Consider the following 15,325-nt stretch of genomic DNA (forward strand, 5'->3'; position numbering starts at 1 on the left):
CAATAGCTTCAGTTTCATGATAAGGGGGCTGGCGGAGTTTGTCAAGTAAGTTTTTTGTTTCTGCGGACTACCTAGATTAATATTATATAGAAAGTCTGCTGCCAATAAAGCCTAAACTTACCAAATACATTTCTGTAGATTCAGATCTACTTGACTTTGGTTTAAAGTATTTTACTGTTTTAAACATTTTTTTTAGCTCGTTACAAAAATCTTTATCAGATTCTCCTTGGAAAATTTTTACTACAAACGTGCCACCATGGCTCAAGAAATGCTTTGCAAAATTGAGCGCTGCCTCACATAAAAGCATAATTCTGATATGATCCAACGATTTTAAACCACAAGATTCGGGCGCCATGTCAGATAAAATTACATCAAATTTTTGATCCTTGAATTTTTCTCTTAAAATTTCAAACTCATTGATAATATCACATTGTATAAACTCTACTCCATTAATTGCGTTCATTGGTTTTATGTCAAGAGCAACCACATTTGCACCTTTCTGAGATGCAACTTGTGACCATCCACCAGGAGAAGCACCAAGATCAATAATTTTTTGCCCTTCTTGGAATAATTTAAATTTGTTATCCATTTCTACCAGCTTATATGCTGAGCGTGACCTATAACCATCCTTGCTAGTTTTTTGCACATACTGATCATTCAAATGACGATGTAGCCACCTTGTTGAAGATAGTTTTCTGCCTCTAGCCGTCTTTACTCTAGTTTTTATTGCTAATACCCTACTTATTATTGATTATATCTTTAAGCTCTTTTTCAACTACTTCTTTTACCAGTGCATGTAGATATTTATTCAGCCATTCTGAGAGCTGAGGTTTTAAAAGAGATGTAACTAATTCTTCAACAGTAAGGTTCGCTTTTTTTTGTTGTTTATGCTGTAATTCGTTTTGCATTTTTCCAAGCAACGCTTTGATCTCTTCCATATTCTCTTTTAAAATTAGATGATCGTTATTTTGTGCTTGTAAGCCGCTATTACTCGCTTTGTTATTACTCATTTGGATATTATCGTACAAATAAATATCTTTTTTTTCTTCTGAATTGTAGCTATGGCCATTAAATTGGTTATTGTTGCAAGCCATTTCCTCACTTTGGTCATCATTATCAATGTCCTCTTTTTCATTATTTTCTTTTTTGCCATCTTCTTCTATTTCTTCTGGATACTCTTCCTCAAGGTATAGCACATCATCATTTTCATCCTTTATTTCTGCTTTATCGTTACTCGCGTTTTTACCCGATATAGCTTTTTTTATATCTTCTAGGATATCTTTTACAGATTGATTGCCTTGTTCATCATGCATAGTGCTAATACCATTAAATTTAGAGGTCTATACTATTTATCATAAAAAGCAAGTTGTAAACACTAATCACATAATTGCTTTTTGCTTCAACTAAGTCTGAACGTGCTTTAAATAATGCATCTTCAGTGTCCAAAAGGTCAGATGTACTCTTTAAATTTAAGTTTACTTCTTGCTCAACTCCTTCCAATGCTAGAGCTGCTGCTTTTTCCGCTTCTTGACTTGCTTTGATAATGGCCTTTGCTGTCAACACATTATTCCAAGCATTTACAACTGCTTGTTCTATATTTTTTACCGTTTCATAATAATCGTAGGTAGATTTTTTTGCATCCATTTTAGCTTTACTGACACCAAAAGCATTAACTCCTCTCTTAAAGATTGGAACATCAAGAGTAAAAACTACATGAACATTTTCTAATAGTTTGTCTACCTTCATACCATCCTCCCCAAAATTTTTGCTTGCACTTAGATTTAAAGAAGGAAGCCACTTGGAGCTTTCAGCAATCACTTCCATTCCGGCTGCTCTTTTTTGATAAACTGCTGCTTTTAGAGATAAATTATTGGTTTTTGCTAACTGTAAACATTCATTTAGCTCTGGAACAGAAGGTAGTTTATCATTAGCTTCAGAAAGGTCATCAGCATCTTCGCCAATCAAATGATAATAAGCAATATTTACCAACTTTAATTTACCTTCAGCATCAACTCTTTCGGATATAGAAGACGAAAATTTTGCTTTTGCTAACAAAACTTCAGCATTGGTTACCTCTCCAAGGGAAAAGCGTTTTTTCATAGCTGACAAATGTTCCAAAGAAACGCGTTCTTTATGTTCTCTGAGCTTTAATATTTCTGTCTTTTGTAAAACATTAACATATGCTTTCACAGCATTAAGTGCAAGCTCTTGTTTTAATTGCTGAAATCGCATCTTTTCTGCTTTGAGAAGATGGCTTGATCGACTGAATGTGGCAAAGGTACCACCGCCATCGATTAATTTCTGGCGCAATGTAAGTTTTTTTTCAGATGTATCAAGATTAAAGTTACTATCGAAATTGTATTGCAAATTAATGTCAGGTAAAAATCCAGCTAACCCAGAAGATTTATAGTGTTTTTCTGCGCTTTTATATTGGTAAAATTGAGACTTTATTTTTGAGCTATTTTTGATGGCTTTGCTTATCACTTCTCCCACATCGGTTGCATAGCAACTTATAGTATTAAAAATGATCGCAAGTGTGATAATCAATCGAAACATTCTAATTCCTATGCATATTGGTTGCGCAGCTCAATTACTAACATAAATTACTTTAATAATCAATAACTAATATTGTTGACACTATTGAGAAATTAAGTATATCATAGCTTACTATTGTTGGATCAAATAATGAAGACTTTTTTCTTAAAGGAGAAACAAATCAATAAAAAGTGGTTTGTCATAGATGCAGAAGGATTAGTGGTAGGGAGGCTTGCAGCATTTGTAGCGACACTATTACGTGGAAAGCATAAACCTGAGTATACACCTCATATGGATTGTGGCGATAATGTAATTATTATCAACGCAGAAAAGGTGCATTTCACCGGAAAGAAGCTTAAAGATAAAATTTACTATAAGCATACAGGTTATTCTGGTGGTTTGAAGAAAACTACTCCAGATAATATTTTAAATGGCAAATTTCCTGAGCGTGTAATAGAAATGGCAGTGAAAAGGATGCTTGATGATGGGCCTATGGCACGTAGACGCTTTGAAAATTTGTATGTTTATTCTGGTTCAGAGCATAAGCATCAAGGACAGCAACCTGAAAAGATAGATTTTGCCTCTTTGAATCGTAAAAATAAAAAGTAATGGAGTAAAAATGAAGAGTTCTACAATAAATAACAATGATTGGTCAGAAAAGACAATTAAATCAGCAGTTGATTCGCTTGGTCGTTTATATGCTACAGGCCGAAGAAAAGAATCTGTAGCAAGAGTATGGATAAAGCCGGGGAGTGGAAAATTTAGTGTTAACAAAAAAGGCGATCTAATTTCTTATTTTAAAAGAGAGTCAGTGTGCCAAACAGTAAAAATGCCATTTGTTGCAACCTCTATGTTAGATAAATATGATGTATTTGCAACTGTAAAAGGTGGAGGGCTATCTGGTCAAGCAGGTGCTCTAGCTCATGGAATAAGCAGAGCTTTAAGTAGCGTAAGCCAAGATTTGCATTCTATATTACGTAATGGTGAGTTCTTAACTAGAGATTCACGTGTTGTTGAACGTAAGAAATATGGTCAACATAAAGCTCGGAAAAAGTGTCAATTTTCTAAGAGATAGTTATTTTATAGTGGTGTTTTTTTGTAAGTATTATACAAATATTTGCAAAAATGTATGATATCCTCTATTTTTGTGATGAATTTAGTTGACTATCGGTGTCAACATAACATGCTATTTATGTGATTTTTTCAATATTAAGGTAATTTATGAGTAAAGAAGATATAATAAAACAATTAAAGGAAGATTGTTCTAGTCAGAATATAGATATAACAAAATCTGATTTGAGCAAGATTCATGATGCGTTTATTAAAATAATAAAGAATGAGCTGCATGGGAAAGGTGAAATACGTTTGCATGGAATAGGAACATTTTCTACTGCTATCAGTCAGGAAAAACAATGTCGTAACCCCCAAAGTGGTGAGATCATGACTGTTCCTAAAAAGACAAGGGTAAAATTTAAAGCAAGCCAAACTCTTTTAAGTATTTTAAATGAAAAGGAAAAAGCAGCAGTTAGTTAGACATTGTCATTTTCATTGTTTTTACTACGCTGTGTAAGCCGTAAAATACAGCTTCGCTAATTAAATAGTGGCCTATGTTAAGAGCTGAGATGTGAGGTATTCTTGTCATCTTCTTAGCGTGTTTATAAGTTATGCCATGTCCTGCGTGGCATTCTATTCCTAATTTATTGACGTACTCTGCAGCATTAGTAATTAACTGTAACTTTTTTTCTGATGGATTATCACAGTAATCCCCTGTGTGAATTTCTATTATGTCAGGTTTTGTCCCTAGCTTTTCAAGATATTTTAGTTGATCAATATTTGGATCGATAAACAGTGAGACTTTTATGCTAGAGCTATGCATTTCCTCTATTATACTAGAAAGTTTACTGTGCATATTCACGATATCCAGGCCACCTTCGGTTGTTAATTCTTCTCTTTTTTCTGGTACTATACTAATCGAATAGGGTTTTACCTTTTTTGCTATTTCAAGCATTTCTTCCGTGGCTGCAATTTCAAGATTTAACTCAGTGCTAATGCTTTTTTTTAGGTTAAATACGTCTTCATCTCTAATATGCCTTCTATCTTCTCGTAAGTGTACAGTAATAAAGTCTGCTCCAGCGTCAATGGCTATTTCTGCTGCTTTCAATGGATCTGGATAAGAAGTTCCGCGTGCGTTGCGGAGGGTTGCAACGTGATCGATATTAACACCTAGTTTCACAATCTACCTCAGAAATTATTTATAGATTATACATGTTATTAGGTTTTTTGCATAGTCATTGTTTGACCTTACCCAGAAAAAGTGGAGAGAAAGAAAAGAGTTTTTTTGGGTAAAATAAAATTTTGGAGGATTAGAAATGGTAAGAGAATATACGGCAGAATTCAAATTGGAAGCTGTTAAGCTGGCAAATGAACAAAGAAAGGTAGGTCAACCAGTTGCAAAAGTAGCAAGAGATCTAGGAATAAGGGATAGTGTATTAGGAAAATGGATGAAGAAATATAACGAAAAAAAGTCAGCGGCAAATGCATTTCCAGATGTAGCACCTTATGACAAAGAGAGATTTGATTTACAGAAAGAGTTAGCAAAAGTAACAAGAGAAAGAGACATTTAAAAAAAAGCCCTGGCCAGTCAAAAAGAGTAAAATATTTTTTTATATAGTAACTGCTATAAAGTACAGGAATTATGTAGGATTTTCTGCTAGTGGCTACTATAAGTGGACCACAAGAAAAATAAGCAGTAGAGAATCAGCAAATAAAGAGCTACTCGCAGCTATTCAAAAAATATATCAAGTTTCTAAATGTAGATATGGAGCTCCTAAAATTCATGCTGAATTAAAGGCTTTGGGTAAAAGTTGCAACTTAAAAACAGTGCAAAGTATTATGCAGAAAAATGGTATTCAGGCTATATTGAGAAGAAAATTTAAAATTAAGAAACAACAAACGGACAGTAGCTCCCAATATATTAGACCAAAACTTTATTGTCGATCAACCAAATAAAGTATGGGATTACTTATATAAAAACCAAAGAAGGATGGCTATATTTGGCAACAATAATCGATCTATATTCACGCATGGTAGTTAATGAGCAGTTCAATAAATAAACAATTGGTTATGGACTCTTTATTAATGGCCGTTAACAAGCGTAAACCTGCCAAAAATCTACTATTACATAGTGATCAAGGTTATCAATATCTCTTATCCATAAAAAACATAGATGAGTTATAAAGGTTGTTGTTACGACAATTCTGTTGTGGAAAGCTTCTTCAGTTCTCTAAAAAGGGAGTTACCAATAGACACCTCTCGGCACTCTAAACAGCATATCAAAACTGCTATATTTGAATATATAGAAATTTTTTATAACAAACAACGTCACTATTAACTATTGCATTCCTGAGCATTTTGATTCATCATTCTCTTTGTGAAAAACATTCCAAACTTTCTCTCCACTTTTTCTGGGTAAGGTCAGATACTATAAACTATAAAAAAATTTCTCCGATAGTTCATATAGCAAGTAAATTCACAAAATGAAGACTATTATTTTTATTACAGGTGTATCTACGGTTGGAAAATCAAGTTTGGCTCATATATTAGGTTCAAAGCTTTTTATGCCTAGAAACTTTGCAATTCCACTAACTATAGCTAACCCAAGAAAGGTTTCCCTACGTCATATCGCCGCGGTATCTCAGCATAGATTCCGCTAACGAGTAGCGGAATGACGAATTTGTTGTTTTTCAAATTGTAGGTAAACCTAAGCCACTTTAGCTATACTTGTAGAGAAAAAAGAATAGATGATGATCCTAAATATTTAATAAATTTGACTACTGAGGAATTTCAAAAATCTCAATTTTTTATTAATTGTGATATGGTACATTCTATCTTCATATAGCTTTCCTCTTCATACCTCAACTAATGAAATCAGAAGCATCAACTCCCTTTTGCAAGCAAGCAGCAATAACAGTGTTCATCATTAGAAATGCAATGGTCATTGGGCCAACGCCCCCGGGTACTGGGGTCATAGCTTTGGCTTTCCCTTTTATTCCTTCAAAGTCAACATCACCTACAAGCTTTCCTACGTTAACGCTATTTATGCCAACATCGATCACTATTGCACCTTTCTTTATCCAGTCTACTTGAACAAAATTTGGCTTTCCGACTGCTGCAACTACTATATCCGCTTTAGAGCAATATTCAGCTAAATCCTTGCTTTGTGAATGCAAGATGGTGACAGTGCAGTTTTCTTGCAATAGCAGGTAAAACATTGGCTTGCCCACGATATTTGACCTACCAATTACCACTGCGTTTTTACCGGAAAGGTTCTCTTCAATTGACTTAATTAAATGCAAAGAACCTTTAGGAGTGCAAGGTATAAGGCAGTTTTTTTCACCTTTAACTAATTTGCCAACGTTTTCATCATGAAAGCCATCTACATCTTTTTCAACACTTACTGTGTTAATTACTCTGCTTGCACTAATATGATTTGGTAAAGGCAATTGCACTAAAATGCCATGCACAGATGGATCTTCATTTAATTCATTGATTTTTTCAATTAATTCATCTTCTGAAATATTATCAGGCAAAACAATGGTCTCAGAACTTATGCCTATTGATTCTGCTTTTTTCTGTTTGTTGCGAACATAAACCTGACTTGCTGGATTGCTGCCCACGAGAATTACTTTCAGGCAAGGAAAAATGTTATACTCTCTCTTTAAAATATCAATTTTTTGTGATAGCCTCTCACATAGGTCGTTTGCTATTTTTTTACCATCAATAATAATTGTCACTTCCTTGCCACTCCTTAAAGTCGGGTAATTTGATATCAAATAAATCCAATACTTTGCCAACAGAATGATTAATAATATCATCCAACGATTTCGGTTTAATATAAAAAGCAGGCACTGGTGGAGCAATAATTGCTCCCATCTCCGTTAATTTTAACATATTTTGTAAATGCCCAAGATGCAGTGGTGACTCTCGCACCATAAGAACTAACTTTCTTCTTTCTTTTAGCGTTACATCTGCAGCCCTTGTCAATAGATTGGAAGTAACACCTGATGCGATTTCAGACATTGTCTTCATAGAGCATGGTGCTACAATCATCCCTGAGGTTTTAAATGAGCCGCTTGCTATTTTTTCTCCAATCTTTTCTTCAGAATAGTAAAAATCTGCAAGTGATGTAATATCTTCAAGTTTTTCTTTAATCTCGTGAGCTAAAGTTATTTTCCCAGCACGACTTATCACTAAATGAGTTTCATAATCGACGTCTTTCAACGCTTCTAAAATACGCACACCGTAAATAGAACCAGATGCTCCACTTATTCCAATTACAATTCTGCTATTCACTTAACTCTTCTTCGTAGCTCATTCCCAATGCACGTTTATAGGTATCAAGCAATATTTCTTGTTCCTCTCTGTCATCATCATCCATCTTCCTCAGCCTAATAATTTGTTTCATCACTTTTATATCCCAACCTTCATCTGCGGCTTTTGCATATACATCACGAATGTGATCTTGCACATCCCTCTTTTCTTGTTCAAGTTTTTCGATTCTCTCTATGTAACCCTTCAACTCTTCAGCCGTTATTTTTACTGTATCTTCCATGAAACTCCACTAATTAATTGCTGCCACTAATATTACCAGTTTTTACTTGCACTTCAACAACAGTAATAATATTTTTATCTTTTTTTAAAATCTTAAAGCGAAAACCATACATGGAAAACTCCTCGCCTTCGTCAGGAATGCGCTCTATTTCATTCACAATCATACCTGCTAGAGTTGTAGCTTCTTCATCAGGAAGATTCCAGTATAACTGCCTGTTAATGTCCCTAATAGTAGATTTTCCTTCTATGTGATACATATTATCAGATATTTTCTTTATAAAATTCTCCGTAATCAAATCATGTTCATCCGAAATTTCTCCAACTATTTCTTCCAGTATATCCTCAAGAGTTACAATTCCCTGCAGTGCTCCATACTCATCAATAACAAATGCAAGGTGTTTCCTGTTCTTACGGAAGTTGTGAAGTTGCACGCTGAGCGGTGTACTTTCTGGTATGAACCAAGGCCTTGACATAACTTGGGTAATGTCAACTTCTTCCGCTTTATTATTCTTTTCACGCAAAGCATTTATTAGAGCTTTCACGTGAATTACACCTACAATGTTATCTGGTTCCTTCTGCCATAAAGGTACTCTACTGTGACTGCTGGTTAAAATCTCTCTTATTAACTCTTCTTTATTCCGATCTATATCAAGAGAAAATAGGTTTCTTCTATGGGTCATAATTTGTGATATCTCTGTCTCAGCCAAATCAAGTATGCTGCTTAGCATATCTAAATCCTGTTGCAACATAGTTCCTTCACTGCGGTGAAGAGTAATCATATTACGCATTGCATCCGCTGCAGATATCACTTCCTTATCTTTATGCAGCCCACATAATTTTAGGATGAGGTTAACAATAAATTGAATACCTAGTGTCAATGGAGAAAAAATCTTTACAAAAAACAATACAAAATAAGCAGAAAATGATGCAAATTTTTCAGGATTTTGAATAGCATAAGTTTTTGGTAGAACTTCGCAGAACAATAAAATACAAAATGTCATTATAATTGTTGATAGGAGAATGCCCTCATTTCCAAAAAGATTGATAAATATTGCTGTAAATAAAGCAGAGCAAGTAATATTAATAATTGTATTGCCGAGCAACACCGTTCCTATTGTTAATTCTTTCCTATTTAATAAGCGATCTATTATCCTGGCTCTTTTGTTACCGTCTAGCTTCAGCTTATTAACTCGAGAACGGCTAATTGAGGTTAAGCCTATTTCTGCTCCTGAGAACAAAAACGATAAAACTAACAAAACAAAAATTGCTGATGATACTAAGACCAATAACCAATCCATTAAAGTACGATGTTATTGTGATAAAAAATAAAATTAATTTTACATGTTATGAGAGGCATTTGCAAGCCTGAATTTATATTGCCGAATTTTATATACCTTTAATCTTAAAAAACAAATCATAAAGCATATTACACGCTGCGTTCACATGCTCATCCTCAATGATAAGTGGTGGGGTTACCCTTACTACTTTGTTGTTTAAAACCCTAGTTATTATTAAACCTTTATCAAGAGATCGACTGATAATTTTATCAGCTACAGGAGTTGCTAGTTCTATTCCCATTAGTAACCCTTCTCCACGAACTTCTAAAATCATCTCAGGAAATTCTTTAGCTAAAAGCAACAGCTTTTCTTTTAAATCTTTACTAATTTTTTTAACATGATCAAAAAAGCCTTCTTTTAGCATTATATCGAGCACTGCATTACCAACAGTCATGGCAAGTGGATTGCCACCATAGGTTGATCCATGAGTTCCTGGAGTGATTGCTTCTGCTATATAATCTTTCACTAAACATGCAGCTAAAGGAAAACCGTTACCCATAGCTTTTGCACAGGTTAGCATATCAGGTTCAATGCCGACATTTTGATAATGAAATAAAGAACCGATGCGTCCATATCCGCACTGCACTTCATCAAAGCACAAAATTATTCCTTGAGCTTTTGTTATTTCCCTTACTTTTTGAAGATATTCTACGTCTAGTGGATATACTCCACCTTCGCTTTGTATGGGCTCTAAAAATACAGCAGCTATTTCATTGTTGATTTTTTCTTCTAATGCTTTAATGTCATTTCTTGGCACTTTATCAAAACCAGAAAGGAGCGGAGCAAAACCTTCGCGTGATTTTTCATTGCCTCCAGCAGAAATTGCAGCAATACTGCGGCCATGAAAGCCTCCTTCAATTGTAACAATACGATTACGTTTTGCTTGCCCTTTTGAATAAAAGTAACGACGAATAAATTTAATTGCAGCTTCTGTTGCTTCAAGCCCACTTGAGCAGAAAAAAACTTTATCTGCAAAAGTAAGGGTTGTTAAACGGTCAGCAAGCCTTTCTTGCTCGGGAATAGTAAAAATGTTAGAGCAGTGCCATAGTGAGCTCAATTGCTCTTTCAGTTTGTCTGTAATGTATGGATGACAATGCCCTAAAGAAGTTGTGGAAATACCTGCAGCAAAATCTAAATATTTTTTGCCATCTTTATCAAAAAGATATGCCCCTTCTCCCCTAACTATAGGAGTGTCAAGTCTATTATACGCATTAACAACATGATCCATTTTATAAGTATTGTGGTATTATCTATACTATACCTGAAATGAATCCATTAACACAAAGCTTTTCCTTTAACCTCTTATGCTACTTCAACTAAAAATTTGGCTAATGCAAACCTTTTTTGTCATTCTATAGCTAAAGTGACTTGGTTTTACCAACACTTATTAGCCATTGTAAAAGTTTTTGTTTCTATTGAATGATAGTTGTAGCCTATGCAAGAAGTTTATTGACTTTGAGCGCACTTTAGCCTATACAATTTTAATATCTTAAACTACTGGACATGCCCGATCTAAAGACAATGATGTTAAATTTTGGACCTCAGCACCCAGCTGCACATGGAGTGTTGCGTCTTGTTTTAGAGATGGATGGTGAAGTGATCGAGAGGGCAGATCCCCATATTGGGCTTTTGCACCGCGGTACTGAAAAATTAATAGAACATAAAACGTATCTTCAAGCTTTGCCTTATTTTGATCGCCTTGATTACGTATCACCAATGTCACAAGAGCATGCATATTCACTTTGTGTGGAGAAATTGTTGCAATGTGAAGTGCCAATTAGGGCAAAGTATTTACGTGTCTTGTTTTGTGAACTGACGAGAATACTAAATCATTTACTGAACGTTTCTTCTCAAGCACTTGATGTTGGAGCAATGACCCCTCTTTTATGGCTCTTTGAAGAAAGAGAAAAAATACTGGAATTTTACGAAAGAGCTTCAGGTGCAAGGTTTCACGCAGCTTACATCAGGCCAGGTGGAATTGCAGCAGATGTTCCAGAAGGTTTGATTGAGGATATTGCAAAGTTTATAGAGCAATTTCCAAAATATATAGACGATGTTGATGAACTTTTAACAGAAAATAGGATATGGAAGCAACGCACTGTAGGAATTAGTGAAATATCAATTAAACAGGCACTTGATTGGGGCTTTAGTGGCCCAATGTTGCGCGCTGCTGGGCTTGCTTGGGATTTGCGAAAAAGCCAGCCATATGAGATATATGATCAACTAGATTTTGATATACCGATCGGCCAAAATGGCGACTGTTATGACCGTTATCTAGTTAGAATGGCAGAGATTAGGCAATCTATCAGTTTGGTGAAGCAGTGCATAGAGAAAATGCCTGAAGGGCAAATAAAAACTGAAGATAGAAAAATTTCTCCACCGTCAAGAGCAGAGATGAAAAAATCTATGGAAGCTCTGATTCACCATTTTAAGCTCTATTCAGAAGGATATCACGTACCAGAAGGTGAGGCTTACGCAGTTGTTGAGGCACCAAAAGGTGAGTTTGGAGTGCATATAGTTTCAGATGGTACCAATAGACCTTATAGGTGCCGAATAAGAGCACCTGGCTTTGCGCATTTACAAGCCTTAGACTTTATGGCAAAAGGACACATGCTTGCTGACGTTGCAGCAATTATTGGCTCACTCGATATAGTTTTTGGTGAGATTGATAGGTAATCATTGGTACCCGTTCAGGCAATGGCGTCATGCAAGTAGCTGACACATAACTGTACGAACATTTGTTTGCAAAGGCAGTATGTTAAGTGTTATAGCCGATTTTGCCTCAAACACAAAGGCAGTGCCTTGACTACTTGGATCCAGAAAAATTGATTGTGTACTATACAACATTTTTGATCAAAAGCGTAACCGTTCACTGTTAGACTGCATTCTGTGATTTTTAGCAAAACATGATCTTTCATTTGAGCTTCCTTCAATTTAAAATAAATACAGAAAATTGCTGCCTATAGCTAAACTGACTTAGATTTACCAACAATCGTCATCCCGCTACTTGTTAGCGGCTAAGAGATACCGCGGCGGCATAGCTATCTTCAAAAATATGGTTGAATAATTGTGTGTATAATTATTAATATTTTTAAACACTTTGGCTATGGCTTTATCTAAGTTTCTCGACCCTAAGCTGGATTTAACCTTCAAAAAAATATGTAGGGTCAAGAACTGGCGCGCCTACTTTAGGGTTTGGTGGCTGATCCATTGTTTTCACAATAGGCCTCAATCCAAATTCCCATGTTAACGTTTCCAGCTCCCGCCTCGTCAAACGCAGCATCCGCACTACGCTTTCCTAGCAGATTCTTTACCAAAGTTTATAACATATTGTGCTGGTGATGCTTTCGGTTTGTAATACCTTATTCTGTAGTCTGAATATAGACCCAGCGTTTTGTATATCCATTCGCTACTCCACTTCTTCCAACCAAACCCTCTCTTCACTTTCAGCTAATAAGTGATTTTCTATTTCACCTTCCAAACTTGCCTCCAGCAGCTTTTTTATAAATGGTGTAAATGCTCCATCCCTTCCTGTTAATGGTCTGCCTTCCCTTATTGATGACAGTATATTTGCTTCCAGTTCTTTGTAATCTACCAAACCGGTAGTTCTGTTTACTACTTTCTGACTCATTGTCAAACCTCCATTTTTTTTATATCAATTTATTACTTTTTTTTTGGTTTGACACACTTTTTTGAACATTCCCTGTTAAGATGCCTAATCTACTTTCAGCTCCTCAGTATGTAAACTGCGTGGTAAAGACTCTAATTCCTTTGCAGCACTTAAACTTTTATTTTTTGCATGTATACCAAGCTTATTGAATTCTCGAGCAGCAGGAAACACCCTTGCTTCAAGAGAGCCAGCAGTTTTATTATAATGATCAACAGCACTTTTTAAGCTCCTGCGCAAATTATCAAAGTTTTCACCCATTGTGCAAATGCGCTCATATAAAATATGACCTAGTTCACTGATTTTCTTTGCGTTTTCAGCTATCATCTCTTGCTTCCATCCATACGCTATTGCTCTCAGCAACGCAATTAGAGTGATCGGTGTTGCAATGATCACTTTTTTTTCCACTCCAATCTCTATCAAAGCAGGCTCATATTCCAGTGCTGCGCTAAAAACCCCCTCCCCTGTTAAGAAAAGCACCACAAGTTCTGGCGTATTTTCAAATTGATTCCAATACTCTTTTTTACCCAAATCATTTATGTGTTTTTTTATTGCCAGGGAATGGTTCTTTAATTTCTCCTTTTGTATTTGCAAATCATTTTGTGATATAGCATCCATGTAAGAATCAAGCGGCACTTTAGCATCTATTATTATTTGCTTTCCAGATGGCATTTTGATTATTAAATCAGGACGCAATAAATTATCCTCGTTTTTATCAATCACTGACGGCTGAGTAAAAAAATCGCAATACTCAATCATTCCTGCCATTTCTACCACTCTTTTGAGTTGCATTTCACCCCATTTGCCCCTAATGTGAGGTTTCCTCAGGGCATTAGCAAGGTTGGAAGTTTGGTTCATCAGCGCTCCAATTTGCTCCTTTAAACCTTCATAGGCCCCTACCCTCTCCTTTTCTAGCTCACGTATTTCATTATCGAATTTTTCTAATTTTTCTTTTATTGGAGTTACAACTTCGTTGATCGTTGCTTGTCTTTTTTTGAAATCGCTTTCCGTTTCTTTTAATTTACTATCGATTACTTCCTTTGCTAAGTTCAGAAAATTATTGTTATTTGTTTGCAAAGCATCAAGAGAGAGCGCTTTAAAAGTGTTTGTTAATCTCTCCTCTGCTTTTGTTAGTAATTCTATTTCCTTTTTCTTTTCCTCACGTTCTTTTTGCAGAGTTACTTCAAGTTCTGCTTTTTTGACCCTTAAATCAACTATTTCTTCATTCTTCGTAAGCAAAGTTTGCTTTGTTTCTTGAAGTTCTTGCTCTAATTTACATAAATTACCCTCAAGGTTTGCTTTCTTTTCGCTCAGTTTTTTTACGATAATGTAGAAAAATAGTAATAGAGAGACAACCAGAGCTATAGAATTGAAAAGCATCAGAATAAAAAAGCTGTATTTACAATTCTATATGATTTTTGTGTGTATAAGAAAGAAAAAAGGAGCACCTAAAGAGGTGACCTTACCCAGAAAAAGTAGAGAGAAAGTTAAGACGTTTTTATCATGAGAATAAATTGTGCAGGAATGCAATAGTTAATAGTAGAATGTCTACGTTATTTGTTATAAAAGATTTCTATGTATTCAAATATGGCAGTTCTGGTTTGTTGAGCGAGAAGTATCAATAAGCAGCTCCCTTTTAAGTGAACTTTTCTGCAACAGAGTTATCGTAACAACAGCCCTTATGGCTCATGCTGGAAATGATGTTTTTTGTATTCAATAGAAATTGGTAATTTTGAGAGGTATACTGTGACCCTTGATCGCTATGTAACAGCAGATTTTTATCGGGTTTGCGTTTATCAACGGCCATCAATAAAGAATCTATAACTAATTATCATGTTACTCATTAACCACCATGCGTGAATATAGGTCAATTATTGTTGCCAAATATAGCCATCCTTCTTTGGTTTTTATATAAGTAATCCCAAACTTTATTTGGCTGATCAGTAGTAAAATTTTGATCCAATGTGTTCGGAGCCACAACTCGGTTGCTTATTTGCTGTTTTTTATTTTTGAACCTTCGTCTAAGCTTGGCTTTAATGCCATTTTCTTGCATAACACTTTGTACTGTTTTAATTTTTGCCTAAAGCTTTTAATTCAGCGTGAATTTTAGGGGCTCCATATCTGCATTTAGATGTATGGTCCCAGAGTGTGATGGTGTGGATTTAGTATAAATAAT

Annotated in this window: 15 protein-coding genes and 3 pseudogenes; 5 read left to right on the forward strand and 13 right to left on the reverse strand. The window is 35.2% G+C overall.

The genetic code is table 11. The annotated features are described in order from the left end of the window. Positions 1 to 82: 82 nt before the first annotated feature. The 3 genes from DEF52_RS01905 to DEF52_RS01915 form a co-directional block, all read right to left on the reverse strand. Positions 83 to 661, reverse strand: a complete 579-nt coding sequence (locus DEF52_RS01905) for an RlmE family RNA methyltransferase (protein WP_015588787.1) — start codon at positions 659 to 661, stop codon at positions 83 to 85. Positions 662 to 737: 76 nt separating this feature from the next. Next, a complete protein-coding gene (locus DEF52_RS01910; protein WP_010082598.1) occupies positions 738 to 1,313 on the reverse strand; it encodes a PopZ family protein in 576 nt (191 codons plus the stop codon). Positions 1,314 to 1,332: 19 nt separating this feature from the next. Continuing rightward, complete coding sequence (locus DEF52_RS01915; RefSeq protein WP_006279873.1) at positions 1,333 to 2,556, reverse strand: TolC family protein; 1,224 nt, start codon at positions 2,554 to 2,556, stop codon at positions 1,333 to 1,335. 129 nt (positions 2,557 to 2,685) lie between these two features. On the opposite strand from DEF52_RS01915, the gene rplM reads away from it, so the two are divergent. From rplM to DEF52_RS01930, 3 genes are all read left to right on the forward strand, one after another. Further along, positions 2,686 to 3,144 carry a 50S ribosomal protein L13 gene (gene rplM / locus DEF52_RS01920; protein ID WP_010082596.1) on the forward strand — a complete coding sequence of 153 codons (459 nt, stop codon included), beginning with the start codon at positions 2,686 to 2,688 and terminating at the stop codon, positions 3,142 to 3,144. 10 nt (positions 3,145 to 3,154) lie between these two features. Beyond that, positions 3,155 to 3,610, forward strand: coding sequence for a 30S ribosomal protein S9 (gene rpsI / locus DEF52_RS01925; protein ID WP_007548415.1), 456 nt, complete (start codon positions 3,155 to 3,157; stop codon positions 3,608 to 3,610). A 146-nt stretch (positions 3,611 to 3,756) separates the two neighbouring features. Continuing rightward, positions 3,757 to 4,068 carry an HU family DNA-binding protein gene (locus DEF52_RS01930; RefSeq protein WP_006279876.1) on the forward strand — a complete coding sequence of 104 codons (312 nt, stop codon included), beginning with the start codon at positions 3,757 to 3,759 and terminating at the stop codon, positions 4,066 to 4,068. Here the strand turns inward: DEF52_RS01930 and DEF52_RS01935 are convergent. Further along, on the reverse strand, positions 4,061 to 4,768 hold the full coding sequence (locus DEF52_RS01935) for a pyridoxine 5'-phosphate synthase (RefSeq protein ID WP_006279877.1): 708 nt from the start codon (positions 4,766 to 4,768) through the stop codon (positions 4,061 to 4,063). The two genes, DEF52_RS01930 and DEF52_RS01935, sit on opposite strands and share 8 nt — an antisense overlap. A 136-nt stretch (positions 4,769 to 4,904) precedes the next feature. Here DEF52_RS01935 and DEF52_RS06975 point away from each other — a divergent pair. Beyond that, positions 4,905 to 5,969: pseudogene (locus DEF52_RS06975) on the forward strand (IS3 family transposase). Between the two features lie 480 nt (positions 5,970 to 6,449). On the opposite strand, the gene folD reads toward DEF52_RS06975, so the two are convergent. The 5 genes from folD to DEF52_RS01975 all read right to left on the reverse strand — a co-directional run bounded on the left by folD (position 6,450) and on the right by DEF52_RS01975 (position 10,710). After that, positions 6,450 to 7,328, reverse strand: a complete 879-nt coding sequence (folD, locus tag DEF52_RS01955) for a bifunctional methylenetetrahydrofolate dehydrogenase/methenyltetrahydrofolate cyclohydrolase FolD (RefSeq protein ID WP_151807710.1) — start codon at positions 7,326 to 7,328, stop codon at positions 6,450 to 6,452. Continuing rightward, positions 7,312 to 7,887 (reverse strand): UbiX family flavin prenyltransferase, encoded by a 576-nt coding sequence (locus tag DEF52_RS01960; RefSeq protein WP_006280027.1) that lies wholly within the window; start codon positions 7,885 to 7,887, stop codon positions 7,312 to 7,314. The genes folD and DEF52_RS01960 overlap by 17 nt, the downstream gene beginning before the upstream one ends. Next, positions 7,880 to 8,146, reverse strand: a complete 267-nt coding sequence (locus DEF52_RS01965) for a DUF2312 domain-containing protein (RefSeq protein WP_010082293.1) — start codon at positions 8,144 to 8,146, stop codon at positions 7,880 to 7,882. Before DEF52_RS01965 ends, DEF52_RS01960 begins: the two co-directional genes overlap by 8 nt. 13 nt (positions 8,147 to 8,159) lie before the next feature. Beyond that, positions 8,160 to 9,443 (reverse strand): HlyC/CorC family transporter, encoded by a 1,284-nt coding sequence (locus tag DEF52_RS01970; protein WP_151807711.1) that lies wholly within the window; start codon positions 9,441 to 9,443, stop codon positions 8,160 to 8,162. An 88-nt stretch (positions 9,444 to 9,531) separates the two neighbouring features. Further along, a complete protein-coding gene (locus tag DEF52_RS01975) occupies positions 9,532 to 10,710 on the reverse strand; it encodes an aspartate aminotransferase family protein (protein WP_151807712.1) in 1,179 nt (392 codons plus the stop codon). 275 nt (positions 10,711 to 10,985) lie between these two features. Here DEF52_RS01975 and DEF52_RS01980 point away from each other — a divergent pair, with 275 nt between their 5' ends. Then, positions 10,986 to 12,158, forward strand: coding sequence for an NADH-quinone oxidoreductase subunit D (locus DEF52_RS01980; protein WP_151807713.1), 1,173 nt, complete (start codon positions 10,986 to 10,988; stop codon positions 12,156 to 12,158). 27 nt (positions 12,159 to 12,185) lie between these two features. On the opposite strand, the gene DEF52_RS06055 is transcribed toward DEF52_RS01980, so the two are convergent. From DEF52_RS06055 to DEF52_RS06980, 4 genes and pseudogenes are all read right to left on the reverse strand, one after another. Then, positions 12,186 to 12,329: a hypothetical protein gene (locus DEF52_RS06055; RefSeq protein ID WP_153296793.1), complete on the reverse strand. Its 144-nt coding sequence runs from the start codon at positions 12,327 to 12,329 to the stop codon at positions 12,186 to 12,188. 589 nt (positions 12,330 to 12,918) lie between these two features. Next, positions 12,919 to 13,113, reverse strand: a pseudogene (locus DEF52_RS01990) (IS256 family transposase); the annotation flags it as partial. 84 nt (positions 13,114 to 13,197) lie between these two features. After that, a complete protein-coding gene (locus DEF52_RS01995; RefSeq protein ID WP_151807714.1) occupies positions 13,198 to 14,529 on the reverse strand; it encodes a DNA recombination protein RmuC in 1,332 nt (443 codons plus the stop codon). A 173-nt stretch (positions 14,530 to 14,702) separates the two neighbouring features. After that, a pseudogene (locus tag DEF52_RS06980) lies at positions 14,703 to 15,281 on the reverse strand (IS3 family transposase); the annotation flags it as partial. Positions 15,282 to 15,325 lie beyond the last annotated feature (44 nt).

The sequence above is a fragment of the Wolbachia endosymbiont of Nasonia oneida genome (assembly GCF_009012935.1).
GTDB classification, from domain to species: Bacteria; Pseudomonadota; Alphaproteobacteria; order Rickettsiales; family Anaplasmataceae; genus Wolbachia; species Wolbachia pipientis.

What these genes read in the sequence shown, in the direction of transcription:
- DEF52_RS01930 (WP_006279876.1), top strand. Translation starts at nt 3,757, where the DNA reads ATGAGTAAAGAAGATATAATAAAACAATTAAAGGAAGATTGTTCTAGT.
- DEF52_RS01975 (WP_151807712.1), bottom strand. Translation starts at nt 10,710, where the DNA reads ATGGATCATGTTGTTAATGCGTATAATAGACTTGACACTCCTATAGTT.
- DEF52_RS01910 (WP_010082598.1), bottom strand. Translation starts at nt 1,313, where the DNA reads ATGCATGATGAACAAGGCAATCAATCTGTAAAAGATATCCTAGAAGAT.
- DEF52_RS01965 (WP_010082293.1), bottom strand. Translation starts at nt 8,146, where the DNA reads ATGGAAGATACAGTAAAAATAACGGCTGAAGAGTTGAAGGGTTACATA.
- DEF52_RS01915 (WP_006279873.1), bottom strand. Translation starts at nt 2,556, where the DNA reads ATGTTTCGATTGATTATCACACTTGCGATCATTTTTAATACTATAAGT.
- DEF52_RS01995 (WP_151807714.1), bottom strand. Translation starts at nt 14,529, where the DNA reads ATGCTTTTCAATTCTATAGCTCTGGTTGTCTCTCTATTACTATTTTTC.
- DEF52_RS06055 (WP_153296793.1), bottom strand. Translation starts at nt 12,329, where the DNA reads ATGTTGTATAGTACACAATCAATTTTTCTGGATCCAAGTAGTCAAGGC.
- rpsI (WP_007548415.1), top strand. Translation starts at nt 3,155, where the DNA reads ATGAAGAGTTCTACAATAAATAACAATGATTGGTCAGAAAAGACAATT.
- rplM (WP_010082596.1), top strand. Translation starts at nt 2,686, where the DNA reads ATGAAGACTTTTTTCTTAAAGGAGAAACAAATCAATAAAAAGTGGTTT.
- DEF52_RS01970 (WP_151807711.1), bottom strand. Translation starts at nt 9,443, where the DNA reads ATGGATTGGTTATTGGTCTTAGTATCATCAGCAATTTTTGTTTTGTTA.
- DEF52_RS01980 (WP_151807713.1), top strand. Translation starts at nt 10,986, where the DNA reads ATGCCCGATCTAAAGACAATGATGTTAAATTTTGGACCTCAGCACCCA.